This window comes from Salipaludibacillus keqinensis, assembly GCF_003226325.1.
In the GTDB taxonomy this organism is placed as follows: Bacteria; Bacillota; Bacilli; order Bacillales; family Salisediminibacteriaceae; genus Salipaludibacillus; species Salipaludibacillus keqinensis.
This window is the reverse complement of the sequence record NZ_PDOD01000001.1, coordinates 106,038-132,444: the sequence shown is the minus strand read 5'-3', so window position 1 is coordinate 132,444 and position 26,407 is coordinate 106,038. Positions and strand designations below refer to the sequence as shown.

General features: G+C 39.4%; 24 protein-coding genes. 6 read left to right on the top strand and 18 right to left on the bottom strand.

All coding sequences use genetic code 11. The features are described from left to right. Nucleotides 1-115 precede the first annotated feature (115 nt). From CR194_RS00685 to nadB, 13 genes are all read right to left on the bottom strand, one after another. Nucleotides 116-319: an alpha/beta-type small acid-soluble spore protein gene (locus CR194_RS00685; protein WP_110607726.1), complete on the bottom strand. Its 204-nt coding sequence runs from the start codon at nt 317-319 to the stop codon at nt 116-118. Between the two features lie 201 nt (nt 320-520). Next, entirely contained in the window at nt 521-1,840 is a 1,320-nt protein-coding gene (locus CR194_RS00680; protein ID WP_110607725.1) for a globin-coupled sensor protein, read from the bottom strand. Between the two features lie 313 nt (nt 1,841-2,153). Continuing rightward, nucleotides 2,154-2,801, bottom strand: a complete 648-nt coding sequence (locus CR194_RS00675) for a 3-oxoacid CoA-transferase subunit B (protein WP_110607724.1) — start codon at nt 2,799-2,801, stop codon at nt 2,154-2,156. A gap of 16 nt (nt 2,802-2,817) precedes the next feature. After that, entirely contained in the window at nt 2,818-3,510 is a 693-nt protein-coding gene (locus CR194_RS00670; protein ID WP_110607723.1) for a CoA transferase subunit A, read from the bottom strand. Nucleotides 3,511-3,524: 14 nt separating this feature from the next. Beyond that, a complete protein-coding gene (locus CR194_RS00665) occupies nt 3,525-5,054 on the bottom strand; it encodes an acyl-CoA carboxylase subunit beta (protein WP_110607722.1) in 1,530 nt (509 codons plus the stop codon). A 30-nt stretch (nt 5,055-5,084) separates the two neighbouring features. Then, nucleotides 5,085-5,861: an enoyl-CoA hydratase gene (locus CR194_RS00660; protein WP_110607721.1), complete on the bottom strand. Its 777-nt coding sequence runs from the start codon at nt 5,859-5,861 to the stop codon at nt 5,085-5,087. A 2-nt stretch (nt 5,862-5,863) separates the two neighbouring features. Then, complete coding sequence (locus CR194_RS00655; protein WP_110607720.1) at nt 5,864-6,766, bottom strand: hydroxymethylglutaryl-CoA lyase; 903 nt, start codon at nt 6,764-6,766, stop codon at nt 5,864-5,866. Nucleotides 6,767-6,781: 15 nt separating this feature from the next. Then, the gene (locus CR194_RS00650; protein ID WP_110607719.1) at nt 6,782-6,994 is read right to left on the bottom strand and encodes an acetyl-CoA carboxylase biotin carboxyl carrier protein subunit; all 213 of its coding nucleotides are present in this window, start codon (nt 6,992-6,994) and stop codon (nt 6,782-6,784) included. Between the two features lie 27 nt (nt 6,995-7,021). Next, nucleotides 7,022-8,353, bottom strand: a complete 1,332-nt coding sequence (locus CR194_RS00645; protein WP_110607718.1) for an acetyl-CoA carboxylase biotin carboxylase subunit — start codon at nt 8,351-8,353, stop codon at nt 7,022-7,024. 43 nt (nt 8,354-8,396) lie between these two features. Beyond that, nucleotides 8,397-9,548 carry an acyl-CoA dehydrogenase gene (locus CR194_RS00640; RefSeq protein WP_110607717.1) on the bottom strand — a complete coding sequence of 384 codons (1,152 nt, stop codon included), beginning with the start codon at nt 9,546-9,548 and terminating at the stop codon, nt 8,397-8,399. 191 nt (nt 9,549-9,739) lie between these two features. Further along, nucleotides 9,740-10,843: a quinolinate synthase NadA gene (nadA, locus tag CR194_RS00635; RefSeq protein WP_110607716.1), complete on the bottom strand. Its 1,104-nt coding sequence runs from the start codon at nt 10,841-10,843 to the stop codon at nt 9,740-9,742. Then, nucleotides 10,836-11,687, bottom strand: coding sequence for a carboxylating nicotinate-nucleotide diphosphorylase (gene nadC / locus CR194_RS00630; RefSeq protein WP_110608926.1), 852 nt, complete (start codon nt 11,685-11,687; stop codon nt 10,836-10,838). Before nadC ends, nadA begins: the two co-directional genes overlap by 8 nt. Further along, nucleotides 11,653-13,179 (bottom strand): L-aspartate oxidase, encoded by a 1,527-nt coding sequence (gene nadB, locus CR194_RS00625; RefSeq protein ID WP_110607715.1) that lies wholly within the window; start codon nt 13,177-13,179, stop codon nt 11,653-11,655. Before nadB ends, nadC begins: the two co-directional genes overlap by 35 nt. A 90-nt stretch (nt 13,180-13,269) precedes the next feature. Here nadB and CR194_RS00620 point away from each other — a divergent pair, with 90 nt between their 5' ends. Both CR194_RS00620 and CR194_RS00615 read left to right on the top strand, forming a co-directional pair. After that, complete coding sequence (locus CR194_RS00620) at nt 13,270-14,400, top strand: IscS subfamily cysteine desulfurase (protein WP_110607714.1); 1,131 nt, start codon at nt 13,270-13,272, stop codon at nt 14,398-14,400. A gap of 11 nt (nt 14,401-14,411) precedes the next feature. Further along, entirely contained in the window at nt 14,412-14,963 is a 552-nt protein-coding gene (locus CR194_RS00615) for a transcription repressor NadR (protein ID WP_110607713.1), read from the top strand. Between the two features lies 1 nt (nt 14,964). On the opposite strand, the gene CR194_RS00610 is transcribed toward CR194_RS00615, so the two are convergent. After that, entirely contained in the window at nt 14,965-15,693 is a 729-nt protein-coding gene (locus CR194_RS00610) for an urease accessory protein UreH domain-containing protein (protein ID WP_110607712.1), read from the bottom strand. Nucleotides 15,694-15,883: 190 nt separating this feature from the next. On the opposite strand from CR194_RS00610, the gene CR194_RS00605 reads away from it, so the two are divergent. Continuing rightward, nucleotides 15,884-16,522 carry an NAD(P)-dependent oxidoreductase gene (locus CR194_RS00605; RefSeq protein WP_110607711.1) on the top strand — a complete coding sequence of 213 codons (639 nt, stop codon included), beginning with the start codon at nt 15,884-15,886 and terminating at the stop codon, nt 16,520-16,522. 78 nt (nt 16,523-16,600) lie between these two features. On the opposite strand, the gene CR194_RS00600 is transcribed toward CR194_RS00605, so the two are convergent. The 3 genes from CR194_RS00600 to CR194_RS00590 form a co-directional block, all read right to left on the bottom strand. Then, nucleotides 16,601-18,616 carry an ABC transporter ATP-binding protein gene (locus tag CR194_RS00600; protein WP_110607710.1) on the bottom strand — a complete coding sequence of 672 codons (2,016 nt, stop codon included), beginning with the start codon at nt 18,614-18,616 and terminating at the stop codon, nt 16,601-16,603. Then, nucleotides 18,613-20,379, bottom strand: a complete 1,767-nt coding sequence (locus CR194_RS00595) for an ABC transporter ATP-binding protein (protein ID WP_110607709.1) — start codon at nt 20,377-20,379, stop codon at nt 18,613-18,615. The genes CR194_RS00600 and CR194_RS00595 overlap by 4 nt, the downstream gene beginning before the upstream one ends. A gap of 465 nt (nt 20,380-20,844) precedes the next feature. Further along, nucleotides 20,845-21,447, bottom strand: a complete 603-nt coding sequence (locus CR194_RS00590) for a response regulator transcription factor (RefSeq protein WP_110607708.1) — start codon at nt 21,445-21,447, stop codon at nt 20,845-20,847. 512 nt (nt 21,448-21,959) lie between these two features. Between CR194_RS00590 and CR194_RS00585 the strand changes: the two genes are divergently transcribed. From CR194_RS00585 to cydS, 3 genes are read left to right on the top strand one after another with little or no spacing between them, the layout of a single operon-like run. Next, entirely contained in the window at nt 21,960-23,306 is a 1,347-nt protein-coding gene (locus CR194_RS00585) for a cytochrome ubiquinol oxidase subunit I (RefSeq protein ID WP_110607707.1), read from the top strand. Nucleotides 23,307-23,324: 18 nt separating this feature from the next. Further along, nucleotides 23,325-24,338 carry a cytochrome d ubiquinol oxidase subunit II gene (locus CR194_RS00580; protein ID WP_110607706.1) on the top strand — a complete coding sequence of 338 codons (1,014 nt, stop codon included), beginning with the start codon at nt 23,325-23,327 and terminating at the stop codon, nt 24,336-24,338. 27 nt (nt 24,339-24,365) lie between these two features. Next, nucleotides 24,366-24,503: a cytochrome bd oxidase small subunit CydS gene (cydS, locus tag CR194_RS20130; protein WP_158282125.1), complete on the top strand. Its 138-nt coding sequence runs from the start codon at nt 24,366-24,368 to the stop codon at nt 24,501-24,503. A gap of 169 nt (nt 24,504-24,672) precedes the next feature. Here the strand turns inward: cydS and CR194_RS00575 are convergent, their stop codons facing one another. Beyond that, complete coding sequence (locus CR194_RS00575; protein WP_110607705.1) at nt 24,673-26,373, bottom strand: glycoside hydrolase family 13 protein; 1,701 nt, start codon at nt 26,371-26,373, stop codon at nt 24,673-24,675. Nucleotides 26,374-26,407: the final 34 nt, after the last annotated feature.

Sequence of the window (26,407 nt, the reverse complement as noted above, 5' to 3'; positions counted from 1 at the left end):
TTCTTTCATTACCAAAGCCCCTTTCCACGAGGGGCCTTTTTTATTTGTAATCCTTTTTAAACATAGTAAAAAGGAATGGATTTCTCCATTCCTTACAGCCATGTATTCAGTTGTGTTATTTTTGTTGACCGTTGAATTGCTGTTCAGCCATTTGTACTAAACGCTTTGTGATTTCTCCTCCAACAGACCCGTTAGAGCGAGCAGTTGAGTCAGGACCTAGTTGTACTCCAAATTCTTGAGCAATCTCATACTTCATTTGGTCCAATGCTTGTTGTACTCCAGGTACAACTAATTGATTTGAACTGTTGTTGTTCGCCATGTTTCTCACCTCCTGTCGTAAGCATAGTTTGTATCATTCGACAGGAGCTATGTACAAGAACTTCTAGTAATATTTAGTAGCGGGATGAAAAGCTGATAATCGAACCTTGGTACTAAAGGGTTTTAGTACAAACAAAGCCCAAATTACCAATAAGATCTTCATTATACTTAAAAAGGAATAAACAATGCAGTGGTGTACTTATCAGGCGTCTCTTGCAGTTTCATTTAATTTTTCAGCAGACGAGGCCACCTTGCTTGAAGCTTCTCCAATTTCTTTTATAACAGACACAAGTGAATGAAACTCCTCTTCTACTTGATTTACTACTTGGATGCTCTCTTGCAGGGAATCTGATATGCTTTCAAACGATTCACTCATTTGCTCACTTTCCTCCACACCCACTTCTACGAGGCTGCTCACATCACCAATAGACTCATTGGCTTGTACAATATAGGAGGATGAAGTTTTCACTAAAGATTCGATTGTTTCTACAGACTGTTTGGTTTGTTCGGACAACTTTCGAACTTCATTTGCCACCACGGCAAAGCCTCGACCATGCTCGCCAGCTCTAGCTGCTTCAATCGCTGAGTTCAACGCTAATAAATTTGTCTGATCTGCAATATTTTTAACAATTCCAATAACTCGCTCAATTTCCCCAGAGGATTCTGTTAGCTTTATTGTCAATAATCCCATAGTTGAAGAGCTCTCTCGTAATTTTGATATTTGCTTAGAAAATCGGTCCATTTTTTCTTGACCTTTGATTGCTTCTAGTTTCGTTTGTTTCGATTTGGTTGAACTTTCCGCCACTATACCGCTCACTTCTGTACTGTTAAATATAAGTTCTCCTACAGACGCTGTAGTTTGTTGAGATAAAGCTGCTAATTCTTCTGTTACTTCCGTGATTTTATTTTTTAACTCATTTTTAATTTGATCATGACTCTTTTCTTTATCTTTTAACGTTTCTTGATCATAACTTTCCAAGACTAACTGTTGTTCAAAATTCAATATACGAGTGACCACTTCAATAGCTCTTAGCTGATCCTCATCATGCGGATAAATTTCTTTTATCATTTTAATTAATGATATAAGCAAGCTTTGAAAGGAGCCCATATACCATTTGGAGGTTAACCCTATATAAAAATGCATTTTCGCAATTTTTTCTCGTTTCAAGAAAAAATCCGCATCCATCTTCCCGGTAAACATTTCTATAATGTGCACACTCAATGTTTGTTTTAAACGTTCTGTGGAACTATAAGTATGAATTTTCTCTTTTAATGAGGGGATATTTAACACGTAGGAATAAAAATCTTCTACAAGGTCATTAATACGTTCTTCCACATGCGGGTGTAATTGTTGGGCAACAATTAAATCACCTTTTGTGAGATTAATTAAACTTAGTTGTTGTCGAATTGTTTCATTCGGTGGGCTTAATTCTACATTTGCCTCTTCTGAAGATGGTATAATTTTTCGACCATTCTTACTTTCCCCTGATTTCTTTTGAAACATAGATAAAAACGTTGTCATAATGCTTTCCTCCTACGCCATTAATATCATTTATTATACTTCTAATAAAAATATAAGTCGATAAAAATCGACATAAATAAACGCAGTTTTACAATTTCCTTTTCAAAAAAATAAAAAAGAACCTATTCATGAGGTTCTTTTAAGATTGGTTACTTAAAAACGTTGACGTTGGATAGCACCCGTTTTCTATCTAGTTGAGAGAAAGACACATTCTCCCTTTATGGCCTTTAAAGTAAGGAAGTAAAGCCCCGCGAAAGGAAGTTTTCGCAGAGCCCATTAATCTCAATATAAAGTGAACCTGATAATTAAATAATTAAAGGGCATTTTCTAATGTCGCGCCCGTGATGGATTGGATGTCTTCGAATGAACTGCCATCTAAAATTTCTACTAAGGCTAACCCCTTCTTCGTTACATCTATGACTGCCCTATCCGTGATAATCCGATCAACGACTTGCTTTCCTGTGAGAGGGAGTTGACATTCTTTCAATATTTTCGGCTCCCCTGCGCGATTGACGTGTTCCATGATGATCACAACTTTTTTTGCGCCATGAACAAGATCCATCGCTCCACCCATCCCTTTTATCATCTTTCCGGGTATCATCCAATTCGCTAAGTCTCCATTTTCTGCTACTTCCATGGCCCCAAGGATAGCCACATCAATATGCCCCCCGCGGATCATAGCGAATGATTCTGCACTGCTGAAGTATGCTGAGCCGTCAATGGCTGTAACAGTTTCTTTCCCAGCGTTGATTAGATCAGCATCCAAATCAGCTTCCTTTGGATAAGGACCAATCCCGAGTAACCCATTTTCTGATTGAAGCATCACTTGTTTATTATCGGTAATATAGTTTGCTACCATGGTAGGCATACCAATCCCTAAATTTACATAATCTCCATCATGAATTTCTTTTTCAGCTCGCATTGCAATTTTTTCACGCATCGCTGTTCGATCGACACTCATGGAGTTCACCCCTCCTTTAGTTTTGCTTGACCGTTTTTCGTTCAATCCTGTTTTCTTGATCACCTTGAATAAGCTTATTGACATAAATACTAGGCGTATGAACTTGTTCCGGATTCAACTGGCCTGGGTTAACTAAGTGCTCTACTTCAGCAATGGTTATTTTACCTGCCGCAGCGATCATTGGGTTGAAGTTCTGTGCTGTCTTCCGATAAATTAAATTGCCATAACTATCACCTTTGTGGGCTCGAACAAGACTAAAGTCTCCTTTAATCGCCTTTTCCAACACGTATTCTTTACCATCGAATACTCTTGTTTCTTTTCCCTCAGCAATTTTCGTTCCCACTCCTGCTGGAGTGTAGAATGCAGGAATGCCTGCGCCTCCAGCGCGAAGCCGTTCAGCCAATGTTCCTTGAGGAATTAATTCAACTTCTAATTCACCAGCCAACACTTGCCTTTCGAATTCTTTATTTTCGCCAACGTACGAAGCATATATTTTATCAATTTGTTTATTTTTCAGTAAAAGACCGAGTCCCCAGTCATCTACTCCACAATTGTTTGATACAATCGTTAAATTTTTAACGTCTTTTTTTCTAAGTGCTTTAATTAAGTTTTCAGGAATGCCGCATAACCCAAATCCTCCTACTAATAGGGTAGCTCCGTCATGAATTTCCTCTACTGCATCTTCAAACGATTCATACACTTGTTTCAATGTGCTTCCCCCTTCTAAACAGGATAAACAGGATGTTTTCCATCAGAAAAGATCTGTTTTTTGGAACCGTACATATCAAATCGATTTACTAATTCTTCTCTTAATTCATCAGCTGGCACGATTGCATCAACAATTAACTCCGAAGCTAAACGATAGATATCAATATTTTCCTGATACTCCTTTCGTTTTTCTTGAATAAATGCCGGACGTTCTTCTTCTGGAAGGGATTGAATTTTATTTGCATACACTGCATTTACTGCAGCTTCAGGTCCCATAACAGCAATTTGGGCGGACGGAAGCGCAATACAGCAGTCTGGTTCAAAAGCTGGACCTGCCATAGCATAAAGTCCGGCACCATAAGCTTTTCTAACAACGACAGAAATTTTAGGTACAGTCGCTTCAGACATGGCCGATATCATTTTGGCTCCGTGTCTTATAATACCTGCTTTTTCCACCCTTGTTCCGATCATGAAACCAGGGACATCTGCTAAGAATAATAGTGGAATATGGTAAGCATCACACAAGGTGATGAATCTCGCTGCTTTATCAGCTGAATCATGAAATAATACGCCACCTTTTTGTTTCGGCTGATTAGCGATGATTCCTACTGGCTTTCCATCGATTCTTGCAAATCCAGTGATGAGTTCCTTTGCGAATAATGCTTTCATTTCAAAGAAACTGTTCTCATCAATTAACCCTTTTATAAACTGGTGCATATCAAAAGGTGCATTTTGATTTTCGGGGATTAAGTCACTTAGAGACTTTTCAAGCACCATAGGTTCACGGGAGTCTTGATTATCGGTTTTTTGTTCAAAATTAGACGGAAAATAAGAAATGTATTTTTTGGCCTGCTCAATGGCTTCTTCTTCTGATTTTACCAGAACGTCGCCACACCCAGAAATGGAACAATGCATTTTAGCACCACCCATTTCTTCTAATGAAACTTTTTCACCAATAACCATCTCTGCCATTCGTGGAGAACCTAAGTACATGGACGCGTTTCCGTCTACCATCATTACCACATCGCAAAAAGCTGGGATATAAGCTCCTCCTGCAGCGGAAGGTCCGAATAACAAACAAATTTGTGGGATCATCCCTGACAGTTTGACTTGATTATAAAATATTTTCCCAGCCCCTCGCCGTCCTGGAAACATCTCAATCTGGTCTGTAATTCTAGCACCAGCAGAATCCACTAAATAAAACAGAGGCACTTTTAATTTTTCCGCTGTCTCTTGGATCCGGATAATCTTTTCGACCGTTTTTGCTCCCCAAGATCCTGCTTTAACGGTGGAGTCATTTGCCATCACGCACGCGGTTTTCCCTTGAATCTTTCCAATAGCTGTGATGACTCCATCTGCAGGTAGTCCTTCCGCATCGCCATTTGCAAATTTCCCGTCCTCTCGCCACTCTCCGTGATCAAAGAGCAAAGCTAATCGATTTCTAACAAAAAGCTTCCCTTTTGCTTCATTCGCTTCATGATATTTATCTGGTCCTCCTTTTTCAATCGTATTTACCCGTTCTTCCCAGCTCCGGTTTAAAATCATTTATGTCACTCCTTCATCGAATAGCTCAAACTACTCACCTGTAAATTTAGGCGATCTCTTTTCTTTGAAAGCTGCTAACCCTTCTAACCGATCTTTCGTTGGAATGATTTTTTCGTAAGCTTCTGCTTCTATTTCCATCCCATGTTCTAAATCCGTCTCTATTCCTTGGTTAATAGCCTGCTTCGCCAAGCTATTAGCTAGAGGAGCCCTCTGACTAACATCATAAGCCAAGTCCATTCCCACATCCTGCAATTCTTTTCGATAAGTGACTTTTAAGAGAAGACCTTCTTGTAATGCTTCTGTTGCTGTTAAACGCCTGCCAGTATAAATCATTTCTTTCGCTTTATGCACCCCAATTAGCCGTGGTAACCTTTGAGTTCCTCCAGCACCAGGTATGATTCCAAGACCTGTTTCTGATAGAGCAAAACTGGCATTTTCAGAGGCGATTCTTAAGTCACAGGCTAACGCCAATTCTAAACCTCCACCAATAGCTGCTCCATTAATCGCACAAATGACAGGTTTAGGAAATTCATGCACACTTTGAACCACTTTACGAATAAGGCCCACTGCTTCACGGACTTCATCTTCATTCATGTTTGCTCTTTCTTTCAGATCGGCTCCTGCTGAAAAGACCTTTTCACCTGCCCCTGTTAAAAGAAGCACACGTATATCCCGCTCATTTTTCCATTCTTGTAAATGGTTCATAAGTTCGCGAAGCATCTCAAGGGAAAAGGCATTTGCTGCTTCAGGACGATTTAAAGTCAGCTTTCCTACATGATCTTCAACGTGGCTTAACACGACTGCCATAGTTAAGACATCCCCTCTGCTATTTTTAATTGATGACTTGGGAGAGTTTTCTGTAATACGTCTTCAATGAATGTAGCCGCTTTCAAAAATGATTTTGCATCGACACCTGTTTCGATCCCCATCTCATGGAGCATAAATAATAAATCTTCACTAGCAACATTCCCACTGGCCCCTTTTGCATAGGGACAGCCCCCCAGACCGCCAATGGACCCATCAAATATCTTCACTCCTAATTGAAGGCCCACTAAAGTATTCGCCAATGCCATGCCCCGCGTGTCATGAAAGTGAAGAGCGAACCGGTCTACACCGAACTCTTTTTTTACTTCCTTGATCACTTCTTCTACTTGTTGAGGATTTGCAACACCAATGGTATCTCCTAAAGAGATCTCATAAACCCCGATAGAAAAGAGTTTATCGCAGATTTTCTTCACTTCTTCTAAAGATACGTGACCGTCGTAGGGACAGCCAAATACCGTCGAGACATATCCTCTAACGTTCTTTCTAGCTGATTTCCCTTCATTCGCCACTTCTTTTAATACTGAATAAGTGTCTTCAATCGACTTATTAATGTTCTTTCGATTATGAGTTTCACTAGCAGACATGAAGACAGCAAACTCGTCTACTCCTACTTGAAGTGCCCGCTCTGCTCCTTTAATATTTGGAATGAGCGCTGAATAGGTCACACCTGAATGACGATGAATTTGCTGGAATACTTGCTCAGCATCAGATAAAGCTGGAATCCATTTTGGATGAACAAACGAACTAACTTCAATGTGCGAGAGGCCACTTTCACTCAATTGATTGATCCATTCCACTTTTTGTTCTGTGGTGACAAATTTTTTTTCATTTTGTAATCCGTCTCTCGGGCCTACTTCTTTTAATGTCACTCGTTTAGGAAGATTCATCTGGACCACTCTCAATCATTTTAAAGTTAATAAAACATCCTCTTCATTAACAAAGGTTCCTTCTTCCACAATGATTTCATCTACAATTCCTTCTTCTTCGGCTGAAATAGGAATTTCCATTTTCATTGATTCTAAAATGACGACCTCATCTCCCATTTTAACTTCATCACCTACAGAAACTTGAATTTTCCAAACGTTCCCTGCCATTGTTGTTTGTACTTTCTTCATTGTTAATCTCTCCTCCATTGATATCATCTACAGTTGTTGTACAAAGTGAGTTGTCACATTACCTTCTTTAAATCGGTGGTCTTCCAATGACTTCAACAGCATTGGTATATTCGTTTTAATTCCTTCTACAGTAGCATTGGATAAGCATTTATTCATAAGTTCGATACAGGCACCACGAGATCCTGCATAAGCAATGACTTTTCCAATCATAGGATCGTAATATGGTGTAACGACAGTTCCGGAGCGCACACCGAAATCATATCTTATCCCTTCCATTTCAGGGAAGATCCATTCACTAATTGTTCCTGGTGACGGAAAAAATGTTTTCGGATCTTCAGCATAGATCCTTACTTCTATAGCATGTACAGCTTTCGATTCTCTTCGATTTAAAGTCGATATCATTTGCTTTTCTGATAATCTTATTTGCCACTCAACCAAGTCAATCCCTGTCGTTTCCTCTGTTACCGGATGCTCTACTTGTAATCTTGTGTTCATTTCAAGAAAATAAATATTCTCTTTATCATCTACTAAAAATTCAACAGTACCTACATTTGTATATCCTAAAGCCTCACCAGCTTTCACTGCTTCATTCAGTAATTGATGATTAGCCTGTTCGGAAAAATGCGGGGCAGGAGCTTCTTCAATAATCTTTTGGTGTCTTCGCTGAATCGAACAATCACGGCTCCCTAAAGAGATAATATTTCCATGGTCATCTCCGGCAATTTGCGCTTCAATATGTCGTGGCTTCTCTATATATTTTTCAAGAAAAATTTGTGACGATCCAAAGAAAGTCTCTGATTTCTTCACCACTGATTGGACCGCTCGCATCACTTCATCCTCATGATCCACTTTTTGCATTCCTATTCCTCCACCACCAGAAGCGGCTTTGACCATAATGGGAAACCCGATTTCTCGGCATGCTTTTATGACCGTATTCTCTTCTATATCAGTCAGGGTAACACCAGGAACAACCGGCACGTTGGCTTGTTTCATCACTTCTCGTGATTGAACTTTATCACCCATTTGCTCAATCGCTTCAGGAGTTGGCCCGATAAAGACCATTCCCTCTTCAATCACTCTTCTTGCAAACCCTGCATGTTCAGATAAAAACCCATAACCAGGATGAATAGCGTCAGCCCCTGATTTTTTTGCAATATTCAAAATGTTATCTTGGTTCAAGTAGCTTTCATTCACTCGGGCTCCCCCGACTAAATAACTTTCAGATGCCAGTTCTACATGCATGCTATACTGATCTGCTTCTGAATAAATGGCCACAGATTGAATGCCTAGTTTTTCACACGTTTTAATAATTCGACAGGCAATCTCGCCCCGATTAGCTATAAGTATTTTCTTGATCATACAAAACCTCCTCAAATAATTATAAGCAATAACTTAGCTGAGACTAATTTCTAGGACAACCTATTTCCCGGGCAATCACTAAACGTTGAATTTCCGAGGTACCTTCACCTATTTCCATCAGCTTCGCATCACGTAAATAGCGCTCAATGTGATACTCTCGCATATATCCGTATCCCCCGTGTATTTGCAAAGATTGATTACACGCTCTAGTGGCTGTCTCGGAAGCGAATAACTTAGCCATAGCCGCTTCTTTTTTAAAAGGTTTGTTGTGATCTTTTAACCAAGCAGCTTTATAGATCATATTGCTTGCTAGTTCCAGCTCCATTGCCATATCTGCCAGTTTGAATTGGATTGCTTGAAAGCTGCCTATCAGCTTTCCAAATTGTTTTCGCTCTTTACTATATTTTAAAGCTGAATCATAAGCTGCCCTTCCAATACCTAAAGCGAGGGCTGCAATAGAGATTCTACCTCCGTCTAACGTATAAAGAAATTGATGAAACCCTTTGTTAGGGTCTCCTAAAATATTTTCTTCAGGGACTTCCACATCCTCCAGTACTAATTCGGTCGTATTTGATCCTCTGACTCCCATTTTTTCGTATTCACTTCGAATAGTCAGGCCCCGCGCATCTGTAGGGACGATAAATGCAGAAATCTTCTTCTTACCTCTATCGTCCACTCCATTTATAGCAGTGACAATAACTGTGCGGGCAAAACTGGCATTAGTAATCCAACATTTCTCTCCATTAATCACATACCTGTCACCTTTCAATACTGCTTTCGTTCTCGTTCCTCCAGCATCTGATCCTGCATTAGGCTCTGTAAGACCAAAGGCACCAAGACTCTCTCCTTTAGCTAAAGGAACGAGGTGCTCCCGTTTTTGCTCTTCCGTTCCAAAGGCGTAAATAGGTGACGCACCGAGCGATACCGCTGCGGCATAGCTCAAACCTGTACTTCCACAGGCTTTTCCTATTTCTTCTACTGCTAAAATATAAGAAGTTGTATCGCCACCCGATCCGCCATATTCTTCAGGAAAAGGTATGCCTAAAAGACCTAACTCTCCCATTTTTTTAAAATTTTCTACCGGAAATCGTTCCGTTCGATCTACTTCCTCTGCAATAGGGGCAATTTCTTTTTGGGCGAAATCACGCACCATATCCCGAATCATCGTTTGCTCTTTCGTCAATGTAAAATCCATCTCTCCACTCCTCTAATTAAATGTAAGGGCTTACACAAATGAGCAAAAATAAAACCTGACTGAGCAATCGTTCAGATTTTAATCAGACTAACTAAGTTAATTATAAGGAATAGATTTTGAATTGTAAATATATTTATAATATTATAAAATTTGTGAAGACATGCACAACAGGATGCTGTGCATGTCTGTTCTTATACACCCAGCATTCGATCAATCGCCAGCTTAGCATGTTTCGCTATAGATTCTTCTACTTTAATTTGATTTGTTAATCTGCCAGCAAAGATTTCATCCAAAGCCCAAACAAAGTGAGGTAAGTCAATTCGATTCATCGTTAAACACGGACACATTTCAGGATTTAGTGATGTAATTGATTGTTCCGGGTGATTTGATTGTAATCTTTTCACTAAATTCATTTCTGTTCCAATAGACCATTTGGAACCTATTGCTGCCTTTTCTACTTGCTCAATAATAAATCTGGTTGAACCGGCTAAATCAGCGGCTTGGGTCACTTCCCAAGTGCACTCGGGGTGCACAAGAATTTTCCTGTCTGGTTCGTTTTCGCGAAGGTGTCTAATATGATCTATCCTGAAGTTTTCGTGTACTGAGCAGTGTCCTTTCCATAAAATCATCTTTACTTGGTTTAGGTCCGCCCCTTGTTCTATTCGGTCATGAATAGGATCCCACACAACCATTTCTTCTAGAGAAATACCTAAATCATATGCTGTATTTCTGCCTAGGTGCTGATCTGGTAAAAATAAGATTCTTTTTTTCTGTGCAAAGGCCCACTGAAGCATTTTTTTGGCATTAGAAGAAGTGACCGTTGCGCCTCCGTGCCGACCTACAAAGGCTTTAATTTCTGCTGATGAATTTACATAAGTAAGCGGGATGATCGTATCACCAAAGAGATCAATCAGGTGATTCCAAGCTCGTTCAGTCTGGTCTTTGTCAGCCATGTCTGCCATGGAACAACCTGCACGCATATCAGGTAAAATCACAGATTGGTGGGGACTAGTGAGGATATCTGCCGTTTCAGCCATGAAGTGAACGCCACAAAATACAATGAAAGGAGCTCGTTGATTGTTAGCCGATACTTGAGCCAATTGAAGAGAATCTCCTGTTTCATCAGCAAATCGTATTACATCATCCTTTTGATAATGGTGTCCAGGGACAAAAAGGTCTTCTCCTAATAAATGCTTTCTTTCGTAGGCTCGAGAAATAAGTTCTTCATCACTTGCTCTTTTATAAGAATCTGGTAACTGAGGTTGTACTGACTGAAATAAATCTGTATTAAACATGGCTGGCTCCTTCCTTGACAAGTATGTCTAAACTAATATCCATGGCTTTAGCTGAATGAGTTAATCCCCCCATGGAAATGATATGAACTCCTGAATTGGCATAGTTATTAAGCTGATCGACCGTAATTCCTCCTGAAATTTCTACTAAGACATGTGGTGGAATCATCTTGCACCACTCCGCTGTTTGCTCTACAGAACAATTATCTAGCATAATGACGTCAGGAGTCTCTTTAATTGCTTCCATTAATTGATCGAACGTTTCCACTTCAATCTCTACTTTCATCATATGTCCAACTTTTTTTCTGACTTTTCGAATGGCAGCAGTCACTGAACCTGCTTGAGCAATGTGATTATCTTTGATTAAGATCGCGTCATCTAGTCTCAATCGATGATTTGATCCTCCACCGCACTGAACCGCATATTTTTCTAGCATCCGAAGTCCAGGCGTCGTTTTTCTTGTATCGCTGATCTTCACTCCCGTTCCTTTAACTTCATGCACTGCCTCTGCTGTCAGAGTTGCTATTCCTGACAAGCGTTGAATGAGGTTCAAGGTCACTCTCTCACCACTTAACAGATCGGTCACAGGCCCTGATACCTTAGCAATCACATCACCGACCTCTACCGATTCACCATCTCGCTTGAAGATATCTACCAAGATGTCTTGAGAAAAAAGATGATACGCTGTTGAAATAATCTGTTCGCCACAAAAGATACCCGGTGCTTTCGCAACGAATACCGCTTCTCCTAACTCATTATCAAATATAGCTTGTGACGTCATATCTCCAAAACCTAAATCTTCTTGAAAAAAATTAGCCAACTGTTGTTTCAGCAAAAGTTTGTTCATCATTGTTCGTCCCCTTTACTTCTTCTATATAATGAGCACCACAGCTCTGTTTATTTGATAGTGCAGATTGTGCAGTTAAATAAGCCGTAATCATCATATTCTCCGTTTCTATATCTTCCCTGTTTCTAGCCGATCGAGTTTGGTCAATCCATTTGCATACGCCATATTTATTTAACCAGGTGATGAATCCGGTTAATTTCTGTTCGTTCCTCACGACACCCAATGCATCCGAGACACGTTGGCGGATTTCTTCTTTAAGTGGCAGTTGCATTGGGTGAGCATAAGATGAGTGCAGTCGTTTTAAGCTTCTAAAATTATTAGGATGAAGTTCATTTCTCAAAATGGACTCCCCTGCTCGTTCCCCAAATACAATCGCTTCCAAAAGTGAATTACTCGCTAGTCGGTTTGCCCCGTGAACACCATTACATGCGGCTTCACCAACAGCAAATAATCCTGGCACTTTTGTTTGACCGTGTTCATTGGTCTCAATCCCCCCCATATGAAAGTGAGCACCTGGACAAATAGGAATCCTTCCGTTCTTCCAATCGATTCCGCCTTGCTTACATAAAGCAGTGATCTGGGGGAAACGTCTAGAGAAAAGATCAACAGGAGTAATATCAAGGTACAATCGTTCTCCTTCTTGAATCCGCTTGTAAAGAGTTCTGGCCACAATATCCCTTGGAGCCAAATCACCTAGTGGATGAATACCCTTCATCACTGGTAAACCCTCTTGATTAACTATCACCGCCCCTTCTCCACGTAATGCTTCTGAAGCTAAACCAACAGTTCTCCCTTGTGAAAAAATGAGCGTAGGATGAAATTGGATATACTCTAAATGACGAACGTTTGCCCCTGCACGATATGCCATAGCTATCCCATCACCTACAAGATCACATTCATTACTTGTTTCAAGAAAAAGGCCCCCTATTCCACCTGTAGCTAACACTGTCTGTTGAGCATATATCGTGGTTATTTCTCCTTTATCATTCATAAAGGAAGCCCCTATACAAGAATTATGATCGGTAATAAGATCCACTGCTGTCAGATTCTCAATCAATTCTACTCGATTATTCAAAGCGTTCATGAAGAATTCCATCGTCTTTTTTCCCGTTTGGTCTCCCCCAGCATGAATAATTCTTCTTTTAGTATGAGCTCCTTCTTGTCCAAAAATCATTTTACCTGTCTGGTCTCTGTCAAAAGATAGTCCTTTACGCATCCAATGATGAAGTCTTTCAGGACCTTCCTGCACAAGGATATGAACTATTTTTCGGTTATTTATGTAACACCCCGCTTGAAGAGTATCCATTTCGTGAAGATCAGACGAATCATTTCGATTCAGGGCAGCCGCAATGCCTCCTTGGGCTTTCCAAGAGTTGCCTGACTCTTTAACACCTTTCGTAATTATTGTCACTTTCTTATCTTCTACCAGTTTCAAGGCCGTCATAAGCGCAGCAAGGCCTCCGCCAATAATTAATACGTCTGTTGTATGCATTTAAATTCTCATATCCTTTACATCTGTCTTGACACCTATATTTACATATATTTAAAATAAAGACAAGACATTTATGAAAGTAGGTATTTCATGATATATTTGGATCATGCCGCAACCACTCCTATCTCATCTTCTGCAATGAAAACGTGGATTAAAGCAAATGAAGATTACTTCGCAAATGCTAGTAGTCTTCATGAAGCTGGTGAACAAGCTTCACAGCTGTTCATCACTTGTAAAAAACAACTGGCTAAGTTTGTAGGGATGGACTATGGAGACGTCTTTTTTACAAGTGGCGGATCAGAGTCAAATGATCTCGCATTACAAAGTCTTTATTTATCTCATAAACATCGTGGAAATCACGTAATAACATCATCTATCGAACATCCCACTGTCCATTCTTTTTTTCGGACATTAGAAGAAAACGGAGTAGAAGTTACTTATTTGCCTGTTAATACGAATGGGCTTGTATCATTAGAAGATATAAAAAGCGCCACTCGTCCCGATACTTTTTTAGCTTCTATTCAACACGTCAATTCTGAAATTGGAGTTATACAGCCCCTTGCCAGTTTTGGTGAATGGTTTATAGAGAACGGAATCGTTTTCCATAGTGATTGTGTGCAGTCATTTGGAAAGATTCCCATTCATATGGGAAACTCTTACTTAGATGCTTTGTCTATTTCTAGTCATAAAATTCGTGGTCCAAAAGGAGTTGGTGCGGTGGTTATGTCTAAGAATGTGGACTGGTCTCCCGTTCACCCTTTAACCTCTCATCAAGAAGGGTTCCGACCAGGGACATTAAATGTACCGGGGATTGCCGCCTTTACTCAAGCAGCTATTGATATGTATGAACACCTTGAAGAAAAAAGAGCTAATGCGTGGCAGCTCCGAAAGAACTTTATTGATTCGTTAACACCTATTCGTGACCGGTTACATATCGAAGGGCTTTCTGATGATTCTATGCAACTTCCCAATATTCTTGGGTTATCTATCAAAGGAGTCCAAGGACAATATATGTTACTCTCATTAGACCGATTTCAAATTTGCATATCAACTGGAAGTGCTTGCCAATCAAATAAATTAGATTCTTCATCTGCTATGAATGCGATTTACTCTACTGAACAAGAGCGATTACGTTTTTTCCGGATATCTTTTGGTTATGATACTACGTCAGAGGAGCTAGCATATGTCGCGGAAAAAATAATAGACATTGCGAAAGAATAGGAGGACGTTACATGAGGAACAAAAAGAAATGGTTTGGCGATGAACGACGAAGCGAAATTATCTTGCTCCTGACTAACCACGAAGAACCCCTCACAGGAGGACAATTAGCTGAACATTTAAATGTAAGCCGCCAAGTCATCGTTCAAGACATCTCATTGTTAAAAGCTAAAAACATTCCTATTATGGCAACAAGCCAAGGTTACGTGATGAAGGACGCAAATCCACTAAATGAACCATTCTCGCGAATTGTCGCCTGTCACCATAAGCCTGAACAAACGGAAGAAGAACTATTAATATTAGTAGATCAAGGCGTGCGGGTTAAAGACGTGAAAGTAGAGCATCCTATTTACGGGGATATTACTGCCAGTATTATGGTAAATAATAGAAAGGAAGTATTTCAATTTATTCGAAAAGTACAACAAACAAAGGCCAGCTACTTATCTGAGCTGACCGATGGGGTTCATTTACACACAATAGAAGCCTTGTCTGAACGTGATTTAGATGATGCTGTTCAGGCATTGCATGAGGCTGGTTTCCTATTAACAGACGAAACAAGACATTAATTTACCAAAACGTGAGAATATCCATTATGCCAAGAAAGATCATGAATATCCCCGCGGTTCTTTGCACATACAGACCGAGCCGCCGGCCTTTTTTCATCACTTTGCCACCTAAACCTAAATACCAAATAACAAAAATAACAAACAAAAACGGGACAGAGGTTCCTATAGCAAATACACTAGGTAAGACTGCACCATATCCTGTGGCTAAGGTTAAAGGCATGAGTAACACAAAAAAGAGAATAAACATTGTAGGACAAAATCCAAGGGAAAAGCTGAAGCCAAGCATGAATGCACCCCATTTACCACGACGGGTGTTCTTTTTTGCTGGCTTCCAAAGATGAAGATTCCATCTCATAGAGAACAGGCCAAGCATATATATACCAATGATAATAAGGATCGGACCGAGTACCTTTCTCATAGGCTCGAAGAATAACGGAAGCTGCCTCTGAAATTCTTGACCTAAGAGGAATACAATGAATCCTAGACTTGAAAAAGCGACGACTTTCCCTAGCACGTAGAATACAGTATCCGTCCAAGAGATTCCTTTTTTTAATGAGTTCGTTCCATAAAGGGTGATCGCGCTTATATTTCCAGAAAACTGGCACGGCGCTAGAGCCCCGACTAATCCTAGTAGAAAGGCAAACAATAAAGGGATCGACTCTACACTGTTTGCTGCGTTCATAAATGGTTCCCTTAGGAATTGACTAACAGCTTCAACATATTCAAACATAGCAAAATCTCCTTTACATTATACAGTGATTTTAGCATATCCCTTCAATTATATCAGGTTAATGATCCCACATTCAGGGAAAGAAAAGCGTAAATATCTACGACGTCAGACTATAAAATATATCATTTTATTAGAACTGAAATAAATCCATTTATTTTTGAGGTAAATCTACGTGAAAGGAGAAACATCTATGAAAATTCTCTTGTTTGGTGCTACAGGGCGCGTCGGAAAAGAAGTCTTAGCACTTGCTTTAAATGACGGGCATGAAGTAACAGCCTTTGTTCGGTCTCCAGAAAAACTACCGCCATCCATCAAGAGTCATAAGAAATTACAAATATTCACTGGCAATATATTAAATCACCAAAACGTTCAGAACGTAATATCTAATGATTTTGACCTTATTTTCAGTGCACTGTCTACGGATAAAAACAACACCCTCTCCAAAGGTATTCCGATCATTATACAAGCGATGGAAAAAGCAAATGTGGATAGGATTGTGTCTATCGGAACAGCCGGAATATTGCAAGCTCGTTCCCAACCTGATGTTTATCGCTTCCTGTCCAATGAATCGCGTCGAAAAAGCACGACAGCAGCGGAAGACCATCTGTCAGCTTATTTATCTTTGAAAAAAAGCCAGCTAAACTGGACGATATTCTGTCCTACCTATTTACCAGATGGAATAGCCACAGAAAAAGTAGTTTACGACTTGAATATGCTCCCAGAAAACACATCAAAAATTACGGTAGGAAATACAGCTTGGTTTACGTATAATGAGTTGTTCAATGAAAAGTTTTTTAAATACCGTGTTGGGATTGGAGAATATGAATAGTCAAATGCGATAGAAACATAGTTTTAAACAAAGGGCACCCCGTCTTCTATCAGGGTGCCCAATAATTTTGATTTAAGATTAACTAGCTGGATCTCTCATGGCTCCTTTTTGAAGCTGATACATATGGTAATAACGTCCTTGAACATCCATCAATTGCTGATGATCTCCTTGCTCAGCAATTTCTCCACGGTTAAGGACAAGAATTTGATCGGCTTCACGGATGGTCGATAATCTATGAGCAATGATGAATGTTGTCCGACCTTCTTTTACAACTTCCAGCGCTCGTTGGATGACTTCTTCTGTCTCCGTATCGATATTCGCTGTTGCTTCATCTAATATCAAGATAGGTGGGTTAAAGACAAGTGCACGGGCAAACGAGATTAATTGCCTTTGACCTGACGACAACGTGCTTCCTTTTTCATTCACCTCTTCATCGATACCATTAGGCAGTGTCCTAAGCAAATCGGATGCTCCTACTTTTTCAAGTGCCTCGATGATTTGCTGTCTGCTTATTTTAGGATCATTCATACTCACATTACTGGCAATCGTACCTGTGAATAGAAAAGGATCTTGCAGAACAATGGCCATATGCTCTCTTAATTCCTGCTTGGTCATCGTGTGAATGTCTATTCCGTCCACAGTTATTTTTCCAGTTTGATGATCATAGAAACGAAAGAGAATATTCATAATCGAGCTTTTTCCTGAACCTGTATGGCCGACGAAAGCCACTGTCTCTCCTTTTTTCGCAGAAAACGTAATATGTTTCAGTACAAGCTGATCTTCTTCATATGCAAATGACACGTCCTCAAACGCTACATCTCCGTGAAAACGGGAGCGTTGGCCTCCAGTTAACGGAATCCCAGGTTCATCCATTAATGTAAAAACACGCTCACCCGCAATTCTCGCTTCCTCTAATTGTGCTAGCTGGTTTACGATTCCATTTACCGGTTCAAACAACCGGTTCAAATAATCCACAAAGGCGTACACAACACCTAAGCTAAATACCATTCCAACGCCAATTGACCCTCCTCCAAAATACCAAATCAATGCAACGAAGCCGATGTTTCTGAACAAGTTAAGCAAATTAAACGAGGTCATAGCATTGAGGGTAAGCAATTTATTATTATACTTGAAGTGCTCTTGATTTAGCTGTTCAAATTCTTCGCTGACTTCTTTTTCTCGTCCAAATGCCTGAACAATCGACATACCTTGAATATTTTCATTAATACGTCCATTAATGTCACTTAATTTCTCACGAATAATTCGATTGTATTTTCCTGCAAACTTTCGATATACGATCATCCAAATAATTAATATTGGTACTAAAATTAACGTCGCCAAGGCAAGTCTTGAATCCAAAAAGAATAATGCAGTGAAGATCCCTATCATATAAATGATACTGGTGAAAAAGGTCGCCAAAACTCGTACGTAAAGCTCTCTTATCGCCTCTGTATCATTTGTAATTTTTGAAACGATCTTTCCGGTGGGCTGTCCGTCAAAATATTGAATAGGCAATTCATGAATCTTTGCAAACACATCTTCTCGCATTTTTTTGATGATACGGTTCGCGGATGTTTGCAGCCAAAAGCTTTGATAATAATGAAAAATAGCTGAGATGATGATTAGAATGAAGTACCCACCCATAAGCATAAGAAGAAATGGGATTTCCTGTTGGAAAAATTGATAAATCTCTGTCTGAGACATGGGGACAGCAGGATAAATGGCTTCTTCTTCGCCTCTGGTAATCGTTAACTCTCCATCTTCGAAAGATCTTTCACCATCAAATGCCACCGCTCCTTCAATAAAGTAATACGTGAGACCAATTTGCAAGAGATTGACTTCTTCCTCATCCGACCACTCTCCATCCATACGATCAGCGCGTACATATTCCCTTCCTCCGTAAGAAACGTCGCCATCCTCTTGCTCTATCCATGGCTGTTCAATACCGATAATGTGGTTATCGATCATCGTTTTCGCTATAAATGGTCCTGTTAGTTCTGCCGCTGCAGCGATCGTTAGAAAAAACAGTGATAATAAGATCGTCCGTTTAAACTGCGTAGCATATTGGTAAAGTCGTTTCCCTACATCGTTCATGAGGTATGCACCTCCTTGGTCTCTTCTGTCCCTTTTTCTAATTGCTGCTTCGTATATTGTTCACTGTACCAACCCTGCTGGTTCATTAATTGTTCGTGCGTTCCTGCTTCTGTAACATTCCCCTCATCCATTACCAAGATCAGATCAGCATGTCGAACAGCAGACATTCGATGAGCGGCTATGAAAGTCGTTTTTCCAGCTCGTTCTTGTCGAATATTCTTCACGATCGTCGATTCTGTTTTTGCATCTACGGCTGATAACGCATCATCTAACAACATGATTTCTGGTTTTTTAATTAGTGCTCTGGCAATGGCTATTCGCTGTTTTTGGCCCCCAGATAGTGAAACACCTTTTTCTCCTACCATCGTTTCCATTCCATGAGCGAAGGTTTCAATATCGGCAGTAATAGATGCCTGATCCATGACTCGTTGAAGAGCATGTTCATCCGCATTTGGCCTTCCAAACAGAATATTTTCCCGGATCGTTTTCGAGAACAAGAACTGATCTTGTGGAACATAACCAATCCACTGTTTAAGCTCGCTCAATGTTATTTGTTCAATTGGAATATTTGATATGAGTAACCGATTTTTTTCGATCGGGTACTCTCTTAATAACTGTTTAAATAACGTGGTCTTTCCGCTTCCTGTCTTTCCAACTACCCCTACATTAAATCCTTTTGGAATAGCTACACTGACATTCTTTAAGGCCTGGTCATTTGCTGACGGGTATTGAAATGACAAGTTCCTAATCTCAATTGTCTCCGGGAGAAAATCACTGTACGCATTTAGCTCACTCTGAACATCTTCTTCATAGTCAAAAGTTTGATTTAGGCGATCCATCGAGGCGTTTCCACGCTGCATCACATTCATCAACTCACCGAAAGCAAACATCGGCCAAATTAACATCCCTAAATAAATGTTAAAGGAGACTAATTGACCGAGCGTGATTTCATTACGAAAAACAAGAAATGCTCCATATCCAAGACCGATCATATAACTCATACCGACTAAAATTTTGATTGTCGGCTCAAATAAGGCATCAATTTTCGCCACTTGAATGTTCTTATCAAGAACGTTTTGTGTGATTGAATTAAAACGTGACTGATCATCGTTTTCTTTGACGAAGGCCCGAATCACTCTCACACCTGATATTGACTCAAGAACTTGATCATTGAGGTCTCCAAAGGCATTTTGTGCATTCATGAACCGTTCATGAATGATTTTTCCGTACTTTTTCATTAACCAGGCCATGATTGGTAAAGGGAGAAAGGCGGCTAGTGTCAGTTTCCAACTCACGAGAAATCCCATCATAAATAAAATAATAATTAAAAACACTGTTGCATCTACAAGTGTTAATACACCAAATCCCGTAGTAAGAGAAATCGCTTTTAGATCGTTGGTTGCCTTTGCCATTAAGTCCCCTGTTTTGTTTTTTTCATAAAATGTGGGCGTCATTTTCATTAAATGAGTCATGTATTTAGATCTCAACGTGCGTTCGATGATAAAGGCCCCACCAAACAGCTGTCTCATCCAAACATAGGTAATTAAATAAATGGCTACCATGAGACCAAAAAACAATAAAATATAGTTTGCTAACATGTCCTCAGTCAGTCTTCCTTGATGCACATCATCTATAACAATTCCAAGTAATCTTGGAGGAAGCACCTCTAAGAAACTAGCAACAATTAATAAACTGATGGCGATCATATATCGTTTCTTATGCTCCTTAAAAAACCATGTTAATTTTTTTAAAACTGAAAACATTTTTCTTCACTTCCTATTCGATTTTATCTACACTACCCGCTCCCTGGCGTCTCTCCCTCCATCTTTCTCATGCTTCTAAAATATTTCATACGTAACATGTTCATCCCTCCAAAAAAGAATTTATGTGAACGGAGTTAGTCCGCAAACAATAAAAGAAGCGCATGAGTTCGATACTCATGCGCAACATCAAAAGTAATTTTTTTCCATTTATAGATAAATGAAAACACATGGTATATAGATCCATGTGTGTTGAGTGATTTATTGTTGTCAATCGACGGTCGTCACCTAAGGAGATGTGATAAACACAGCATGAATAAAAGGTCCATATTCGGTTGTTTGGGTAAGCTTGTGTTTCTTTTCCATGCTGTTCTCCTCCTTTCAAAATGTTTTGACAACTTCCATTTTTTATCATACCATCAACTCTTTCAAAGCGTCAACACTAATTTATTGAGCTAAGAAATACCGTCAAATGACTCCTAGACGCTTTCCCCACTCGAACCATTCATGATTTTTTCTGATGTTTAATTTTTTTCGAATGTTTCGCCGATGATTTTCCACCGTCTTTGGAGAAATATTTAATAATCTAGCTGTATCCACCACAGAATACCCTCTTACCTTCATATTGAATATTTCTTCTTCTCGCTTGGATAAGTCGTTAGGGATTATCTCTACATTTTCTTTATCTCCATACATGCGTAAGATTGCTCTCTCGCCTTGAATGACTTTTTGAAAAAAGACCATTAAGTCGTTTAATGGTGCATGCTCATAAAAAAGGCCATCGACTATATTGTCATCAATCAACTTTTCTAATTCCCGAACCGGATGACTAAACATGAAAACCTTCTTACTTGGCTGATTTTCTAATAAAGAGAGAATGTTCGTTAACCCTCCTGCTTTAATTAAACGATCATCGATGACGATGAAATCAAATTGATATTTTTTCAATGCGTGGACAAGCTCTTCTACAGTCTGGGTCATCACCATCGATTCAATCAAATGAACATCTTTGATTAATTGAATTAATCCGTATCGAAGAAGTTCATGTCCCACTCCTGTTAATACCCTCATTGTTTATTCTCCTTTGAAAATAGGTTCTTAATTCAGATAAAATAATCTAAAAAGACAACAGGGCCATAATTTAAAATTGATAGGCTATTCTGAAACAAAACAAAGAGAAAGATACTTACTTTGTTCTCACACCTTAATCAAAACGTGAACGTACCTAAACTGGCAAGTTAGTCTGAATTTCAAGAGTGAAGGACACTTGTATAATAGCATCCAAGCTATTTCATCTATGTCGATTCCTTGTTAGGATAATGTAGCATCTTCGCCACATAGAATCAATTTTCAGCTTTTTTCACCAATTCTTCACATTAAAATTACCTTCGTTCAAAAAATGCTCACAAATTCACAATAATATAAGGGAAAACCCCTATCAACCTTTTTCGAATTATTAATTACTATATAAACAGTGTTAACTATTGAGCAAGTTAAGAATGAACGATGAAATTTATGGGTAAAGAAATGAAGTAGATATTTAATACTCACTTTGAAATGATTTAAAGAAGGGAATGTGTCCTATGTTTGAATACGATCCGGTCATGTACAGCCGTATCTTAACTTATGTTACATTGGGATTCCATGTGATTTTTGCCACTATTGGCGTTGGGATCCCGTTAATGATTGCCATCGCAGAATGGATGGGCATTAAACGAAATGACCCCCATTATACCTTGTTAGCTAGACGTTGGGCTCGTGGATTTGTCATCACCGTTGCTGTTGGTGTTGTTACAGGCACTGCGATTGGTCTGCAGCTTAGCTTATTATGGCCTAATTTCATGCAAGCAGCTGGTCATACGATCGGGTTGCCTATGTTTATGGAAGTATTTGCGTTTTTCTTCGAGGCTATCTTTCTAGGAATCTACCTTTATACGTGGGACCGCTTCAAAAGTAAAATGAAACACTTTCTACTTATTATTCCAGTTGTTATTGGGGCTACTGCTAGTGCGTTTTTCATTACATCCGTCAATGCTTTTATGAATGTGCCTCAAGGATTTGACTTGGTAGACGGTGTACTACAAGACGTTAACCCGTTAGCAGCGATGTTTAATCCAGCAACACCGACTAAAATTTCTCACGTAATCATCACTTGTTATTTAACGTCAGCATTTGTTTTAGGAGCCATTGCAGCATTCAATATTTTAAAAGGGAACAAGCATGTTTATCATAAGAAAGCTCTTCACCTTACCATGGTAGCAGGTGCTATATTCGCTATAGGAACAGCTGTGATTGGAGATTTTTCAGGAAAGTATTTACACGAATATCAGCCGGAAAAATTAGCAGCTGCCGAATGGCACTTTGAAACAGAGTCAGAAGCTCCACTTATTCTCGGAGGTATACTAACTGAAGACAATGAAGTGAAATATGCATTAGAAATCCCTTATGCTTTAAGTATTTTAGCTGGAGGGTCACCGGATACAGAAGTGATAGGATTAAATGAATACGATCCAGACTTACTTCCACCTTTATGGGTCCATTACTTTTTTGATTTAATGGTGTTTATCGGAATGTTTTTAGCCGCTGTATCAGTCTTGTTTGTGTTTATGAGTTGGAAAAAAGGTTGGAATCCATTTAACAGACCGTTAGCATGGATGATTGTTGCAGGCGGACCACTTGCCATGTTAGCTATTCAATCAGGATGGATCTTTGCAGAGGTAGGAAGGCAGCCGTGGATCTTGAATGGGGTCATGCTCACTGAAGAAGGAGCAACCACTTCTCCTCATGTTGACCTTATGTTGATTCTGTTTTCCATTTTATATGCCGTTTTAGGGATCACATGTGTGACTGTATTGAGAAAAATGTTTAAATCAAACCCTGTAGAACACGAATTAGAGGAGCGGGGATTGAGCCACAAAACTGCGCAATAACAAGGAAGGTGTGAGAGGATGACTTATGAAGTCATAGGCATTACGGTGCTATGGTTCTTCTTATACGGCTATTTGATCGTGGCGTCGGTTGATTTCGGCGCCGGGTTCTTTAGTTACTATACGAAACGGACAAATAAAAATCATATGATTCACAAAATTATTCAACGTTATTTATCTCCAGTCTGGGAAGTAACAAACGTCTTTCTCGTCTTCTTTTTCATCGGGATTGTCGGCTTCTTTCCATCTACAGCTTATTATTACGGAACTGCGCTTTTGATTCCCGGAAGTGTAGCCATTGTTCTACTTGCTCTTAGGGGCTCTTATTATGCCTTTGCTACTTATGGGGCGGAAGACAGTAAGTTTTATTCTTTTTTATATGGTGCAACAGGATTGCTCATTCCTGCATCATTAACGACAGTGCTGACCATTTCTGAAGGTGGATACATCTTAAACGAAAACGGGAATGTTCAACTTCTTTATGGCGAACTGTTCGGAAGTCTATATTCTTGGGGTGTAGTCATATTAGCAATAGTGAGTGTGTTGTTTATTTCAGCCAGCTTTTTAACTTACTACGCCTCTAGAGCTAAAGACGCGAAGGCATTGGAACTATTAAGAAAATACGCTCTCACTTGGGCGATCCCAGCTATAGGAATGGGAATTATTGTATTCTTTTTATTAAGTCAACGAAATGCAGAGCATTTTCATAACATGCTCGATATTTGGTGGGTATTCGGTTTATCTTTCGTAAGTTTTGCAGCGGCAACTTTCCTGATTTGGAAACGAAAAAATTATGGTCTAGCTTTCGTTTTTGTGATGATACAATACTTCACAGCGTTCTTTGGCTATGGTGCTGCTCATCTACCTTATTTATTGTATCCTTACTTAACGATTTATGATGGATTTACAAATGAAACCATGGCTATCTCGTTAATTGTCGCATTTATTGCGGGATTATTAATGCTTATCCCATCATTATATTTGTTAATGAAACTATTTTTATTTGATGCAGATTATGTAGAAGGTAAAAGATAACCTTGTCATATAAGGAGGTATAAAAAGATGGATTTAACATGGTTTTTAATCATGGTGGCTTCTCCTATTGTGGTCATCGCAAGTGTTCTAGGATTTTTCGTATGGGGTGCAAAAGCAAAACCACCATCCTTTGTACTAGAGGATCAAGAGAATAATAACAAATGATATAATGAAAAAGGGAGTCCCTAACGATTAGGACTCCCTTTACATTTTTAATTATCTGTTTCTACGGATTGTTTTGGTGGTTTGGCTGGACAGACTCTTTGTTTGGCTGAAAGCACCTGTAACTTGCTGAACAAAAACAATGTGTGGCTCATCACCTATATTGCAAATTCTAATAGGTTAATTTGTACACTCTTGCTTCATAGGGTCGAAGCTTCACTTTTAAAATAGCTTCATTATCATTTACCTCATAGTTACTAATCAGTAGGGACTTCTCAGCAAATGTGATCCCTTCTGGAAGTTCAAATACCGGCTCACCAGCAAAAAAGTTCAATATGACTAATATCTTTTCCTCGTTCAATGTTCTTGTGTACACATAGAGCTCTTCATGATCAGCAAGATATAAATCGTATTTTCCATACACAATGACATCTTCTTGTTTTCGCAGCTCGATCAACTCTTTATAATAGTTGAATATAGAGTCAGGATCCTTTAATTGTTGCTTTGCATTGATCTGTTTGTAATTAGGATTTACCTTGATCCATGGAGTTCCCTCTGTAAAGCCACCATGGACTGTATCATCCCATTGCACAGGTGTTCTAGCGTTGTCCCGTCCAGTTGTCCATATTTTTCTCATAACTTCTTCTACTGAATATCCCCGTTCTTCAGTGAATTCTTTGTACATATTGTGAATTTCCACGTCTCTATAATCATTAATAGATGGAAATTGAACGTTTGTCATCCCCAATTCTTCCCCTTGGTAAATATAAGGCGTTCCTTTCATCGTATGGAGATACGTAGCTAATAGTTTTGCAGATTGTTTATGAAATTCTTTATCATTTCCAAACCGTGACACTTGGCGGGGCTGATCGTGGTTATTGAAGTATAAACTGTTCCAGCCAACACCTTCCATTTCTTTGTCCCATTTCGTCATGATTTGTTTCAATTCTGGCAACTCCCACTGTCTCGTTTCCCATTTACCTGCGTGAGTTCCCGGTTTTGCATCCACAGCCATATGCTCAAATTGAAACACCATGTTTAGATAGCCATTTTCCTCATCCGTCATATTTCTAGCAGCTTCAATTGGTAAAAAAGCCGTTTCTCCTACGGTGATTGTGTCGTAATGATTTAGAACTTTCTCTTTCATTTCACTTAAGAATTCCATCAGTCTCGGTCCGTTAGCAAAATGCTCAGCTGCAAATTGATAGGGAGATTGAGGGTCCTTGATAGAGGCATCAGGTAACCCAGGTGTTTTTGAAATGTTATTAATCACGTCCATTCTAAATCCGTCCACACCTCGATCAAGCCACCAAGTCATCAGATTAAACACTTCTTCTCTCACATCTGGATTTTCCCAATTCAGGTCAGGCTGACGTTTCGTAAACAAATGCAAGAAGTATTGCTCTGTCTTTTCATCATACTCCCAAGCCGACCCGCTAAAAAAAGATACCCAATTGTTTGGTTCACTTCCGTCGGCCTTTGGATCTTGCCATATATAGTAATCACGATAAGGATTGTCTTTCGATTGACGGGACTCTATGAACCATGAATGCTCGTCCGAGGTATGGTTCACTACGAGATCCATCATTAGTTTTATTCCACGGTCATGAAGAGCATCCAGTAACTCGTCCCAATCTTCCATTGTCCCAAATTCGTCCATGATGGCTCTATAATCGCTAATGTCATAGCCATTATCATCGTTAGGAGATTTGTACACTGGTGAAAGCCAAATGACGTCAATACCTAATTCCTGTAAATAATCTGCTTTTTCAATAATACCTTGAAGATCACCAATTCCATCACCATTGGAATCGTTGAAACTGCGGGGATATATTTGATAAACTACTGCTTCTTTCCACCATTGCCTTTTCATAAACCCACCTCCGTCATCATTAATTTAAGTAAAA

What these genes read in the sequence shown, in the direction of transcription:
- CR194_RS00685 (WP_110607726.1), bottom strand. Translation starts at nt 319, where the DNA reads ATGGCGAACAACAACAGTTCAAATCAATTAGTTGTACCTGGAGTACAA.
- CR194_RS00680 (WP_110607725.1), bottom strand. Translation starts at nt 1,840, where the DNA reads ATGACAACGTTTTTATCTATGTTTCAAAAGAAATCAGGGGAAAGTAAG.
- CR194_RS00675 (WP_110607724.1), bottom strand. Translation starts at nt 2,801, where the DNA reads ATGAGTGTCGATCGAACAGCGATGCGTGAAAAAATTGCAATGCGAGCT.
- CR194_RS00665 (WP_110607722.1), bottom strand. Translation starts at nt 5,054, where the DNA reads ATGATTTTAAACCGGAGCTGGGAAGAACGGGTAAATACGATTGAAAAA.
- CR194_RS00660 (WP_110607721.1), bottom strand. Translation starts at nt 5,861, where the DNA reads ATGGCAGTCGTGTTAAGCCACGTTGAAGATCATGTAGGAAAGCTGACT.
- CR194_RS00655 (WP_110607720.1), bottom strand. Translation starts at nt 6,766, where the DNA reads ATGAATCTTCCTAAACGAGTGACATTAAAAGAAGTAGGCCCGAGAGAC.
- CR194_RS00650 (WP_110607719.1), bottom strand. Translation starts at nt 6,994, where the DNA reads ATGAAGAAAGTACAAACAACAATGGCAGGGAACGTTTGGAAAATTCAA.
- CR194_RS00645 (WP_110607718.1), bottom strand. Translation starts at nt 8,353, where the DNA reads ATGATCAAGAAAATACTTATAGCTAATCGGGGCGAGATTGCCTGTCGA.
- CR194_RS00640 (WP_110607717.1), bottom strand. Translation starts at nt 9,548, where the DNA reads ATGGATTTTACATTGACGAAAGAGCAAACGATGATTCGGGATATGGTG.
- nadA (WP_110607716.1), bottom strand. Translation starts at nt 10,843, where the DNA reads ATGTTTAATACAGATTTATTTCAGTCAGTACAACCTCAGTTACCAGAT.
- nadC (WP_110608926.1), bottom strand. Translation starts at nt 11,687, where the DNA reads ATGAACAAACTTTTGCTGAAACAACAGTTGGCTAATTTTTTTCAAGAA.
- nadB (WP_110607715.1), bottom strand. Translation starts at nt 13,179, where the DNA reads ATGCATACAACAGACGTATTAATTATTGGCGGAGGCCTTGCTGCGCTT.
- CR194_RS00620 (WP_110607714.1), top strand. Translation starts at nt 13,270, where the DNA reads ATGATATATTTGGATCATGCCGCAACCACTCCTATCTCATCTTCTGCA.
- CR194_RS00615 (WP_110607713.1), top strand. Translation starts at nt 14,412, where the DNA reads ATGAGGAACAAAAAGAAATGGTTTGGCGATGAACGACGAAGCGAAATT.
- CR194_RS00610 (WP_110607712.1), bottom strand. Translation starts at nt 15,693, where the DNA reads ATGTTTGAATATGTTGAAGCTGTTAGTCAATTCCTAAGGGAACCATTT.
- CR194_RS00605 (WP_110607711.1), top strand. Translation starts at nt 15,884, where the DNA reads ATGAAAATTCTCTTGTTTGGTGCTACAGGGCGCGTCGGAAAAGAAGTC.
- CR194_RS00600 (WP_110607710.1), bottom strand. Translation starts at nt 18,616, where the DNA reads ATGAACGATGTAGGGAAACGACTTTACCAATATGCTACGCAGTTTAAA.
- CR194_RS00595 (WP_110607709.1), bottom strand. Translation starts at nt 20,379, where the DNA reads ATGTTTTCAGTTTTAAAAAAATTAACATGGTTTTTTAAGGAGCATAAG.
- CR194_RS00590 (WP_110607708.1), bottom strand. Translation starts at nt 21,447, where the DNA reads ATGAGGGTATTAACAGGAGTGGGACATGAACTTCTTCGATACGGATTA.
- CR194_RS00585 (WP_110607707.1), top strand. Translation starts at nt 21,960, where the DNA reads ATGTTTGAATACGATCCGGTCATGTACAGCCGTATCTTAACTTATGTT.
- CR194_RS00580 (WP_110607706.1), top strand. Translation starts at nt 23,325, where the DNA reads ATGACTTATGAAGTCATAGGCATTACGGTGCTATGGTTCTTCTTATAC.
- cydS (WP_158282125.1), top strand. Translation starts at nt 24,366, where the DNA reads ATGGATTTAACATGGTTTTTAATCATGGTGGCTTCTCCTATTGTGGTC.
- CR194_RS00575 (WP_110607705.1), bottom strand. Translation starts at nt 26,373, where the DNA reads ATGAAAAGGCAATGGTGGAAAGAAGCAGTAGTTTATCAAATATATCCC.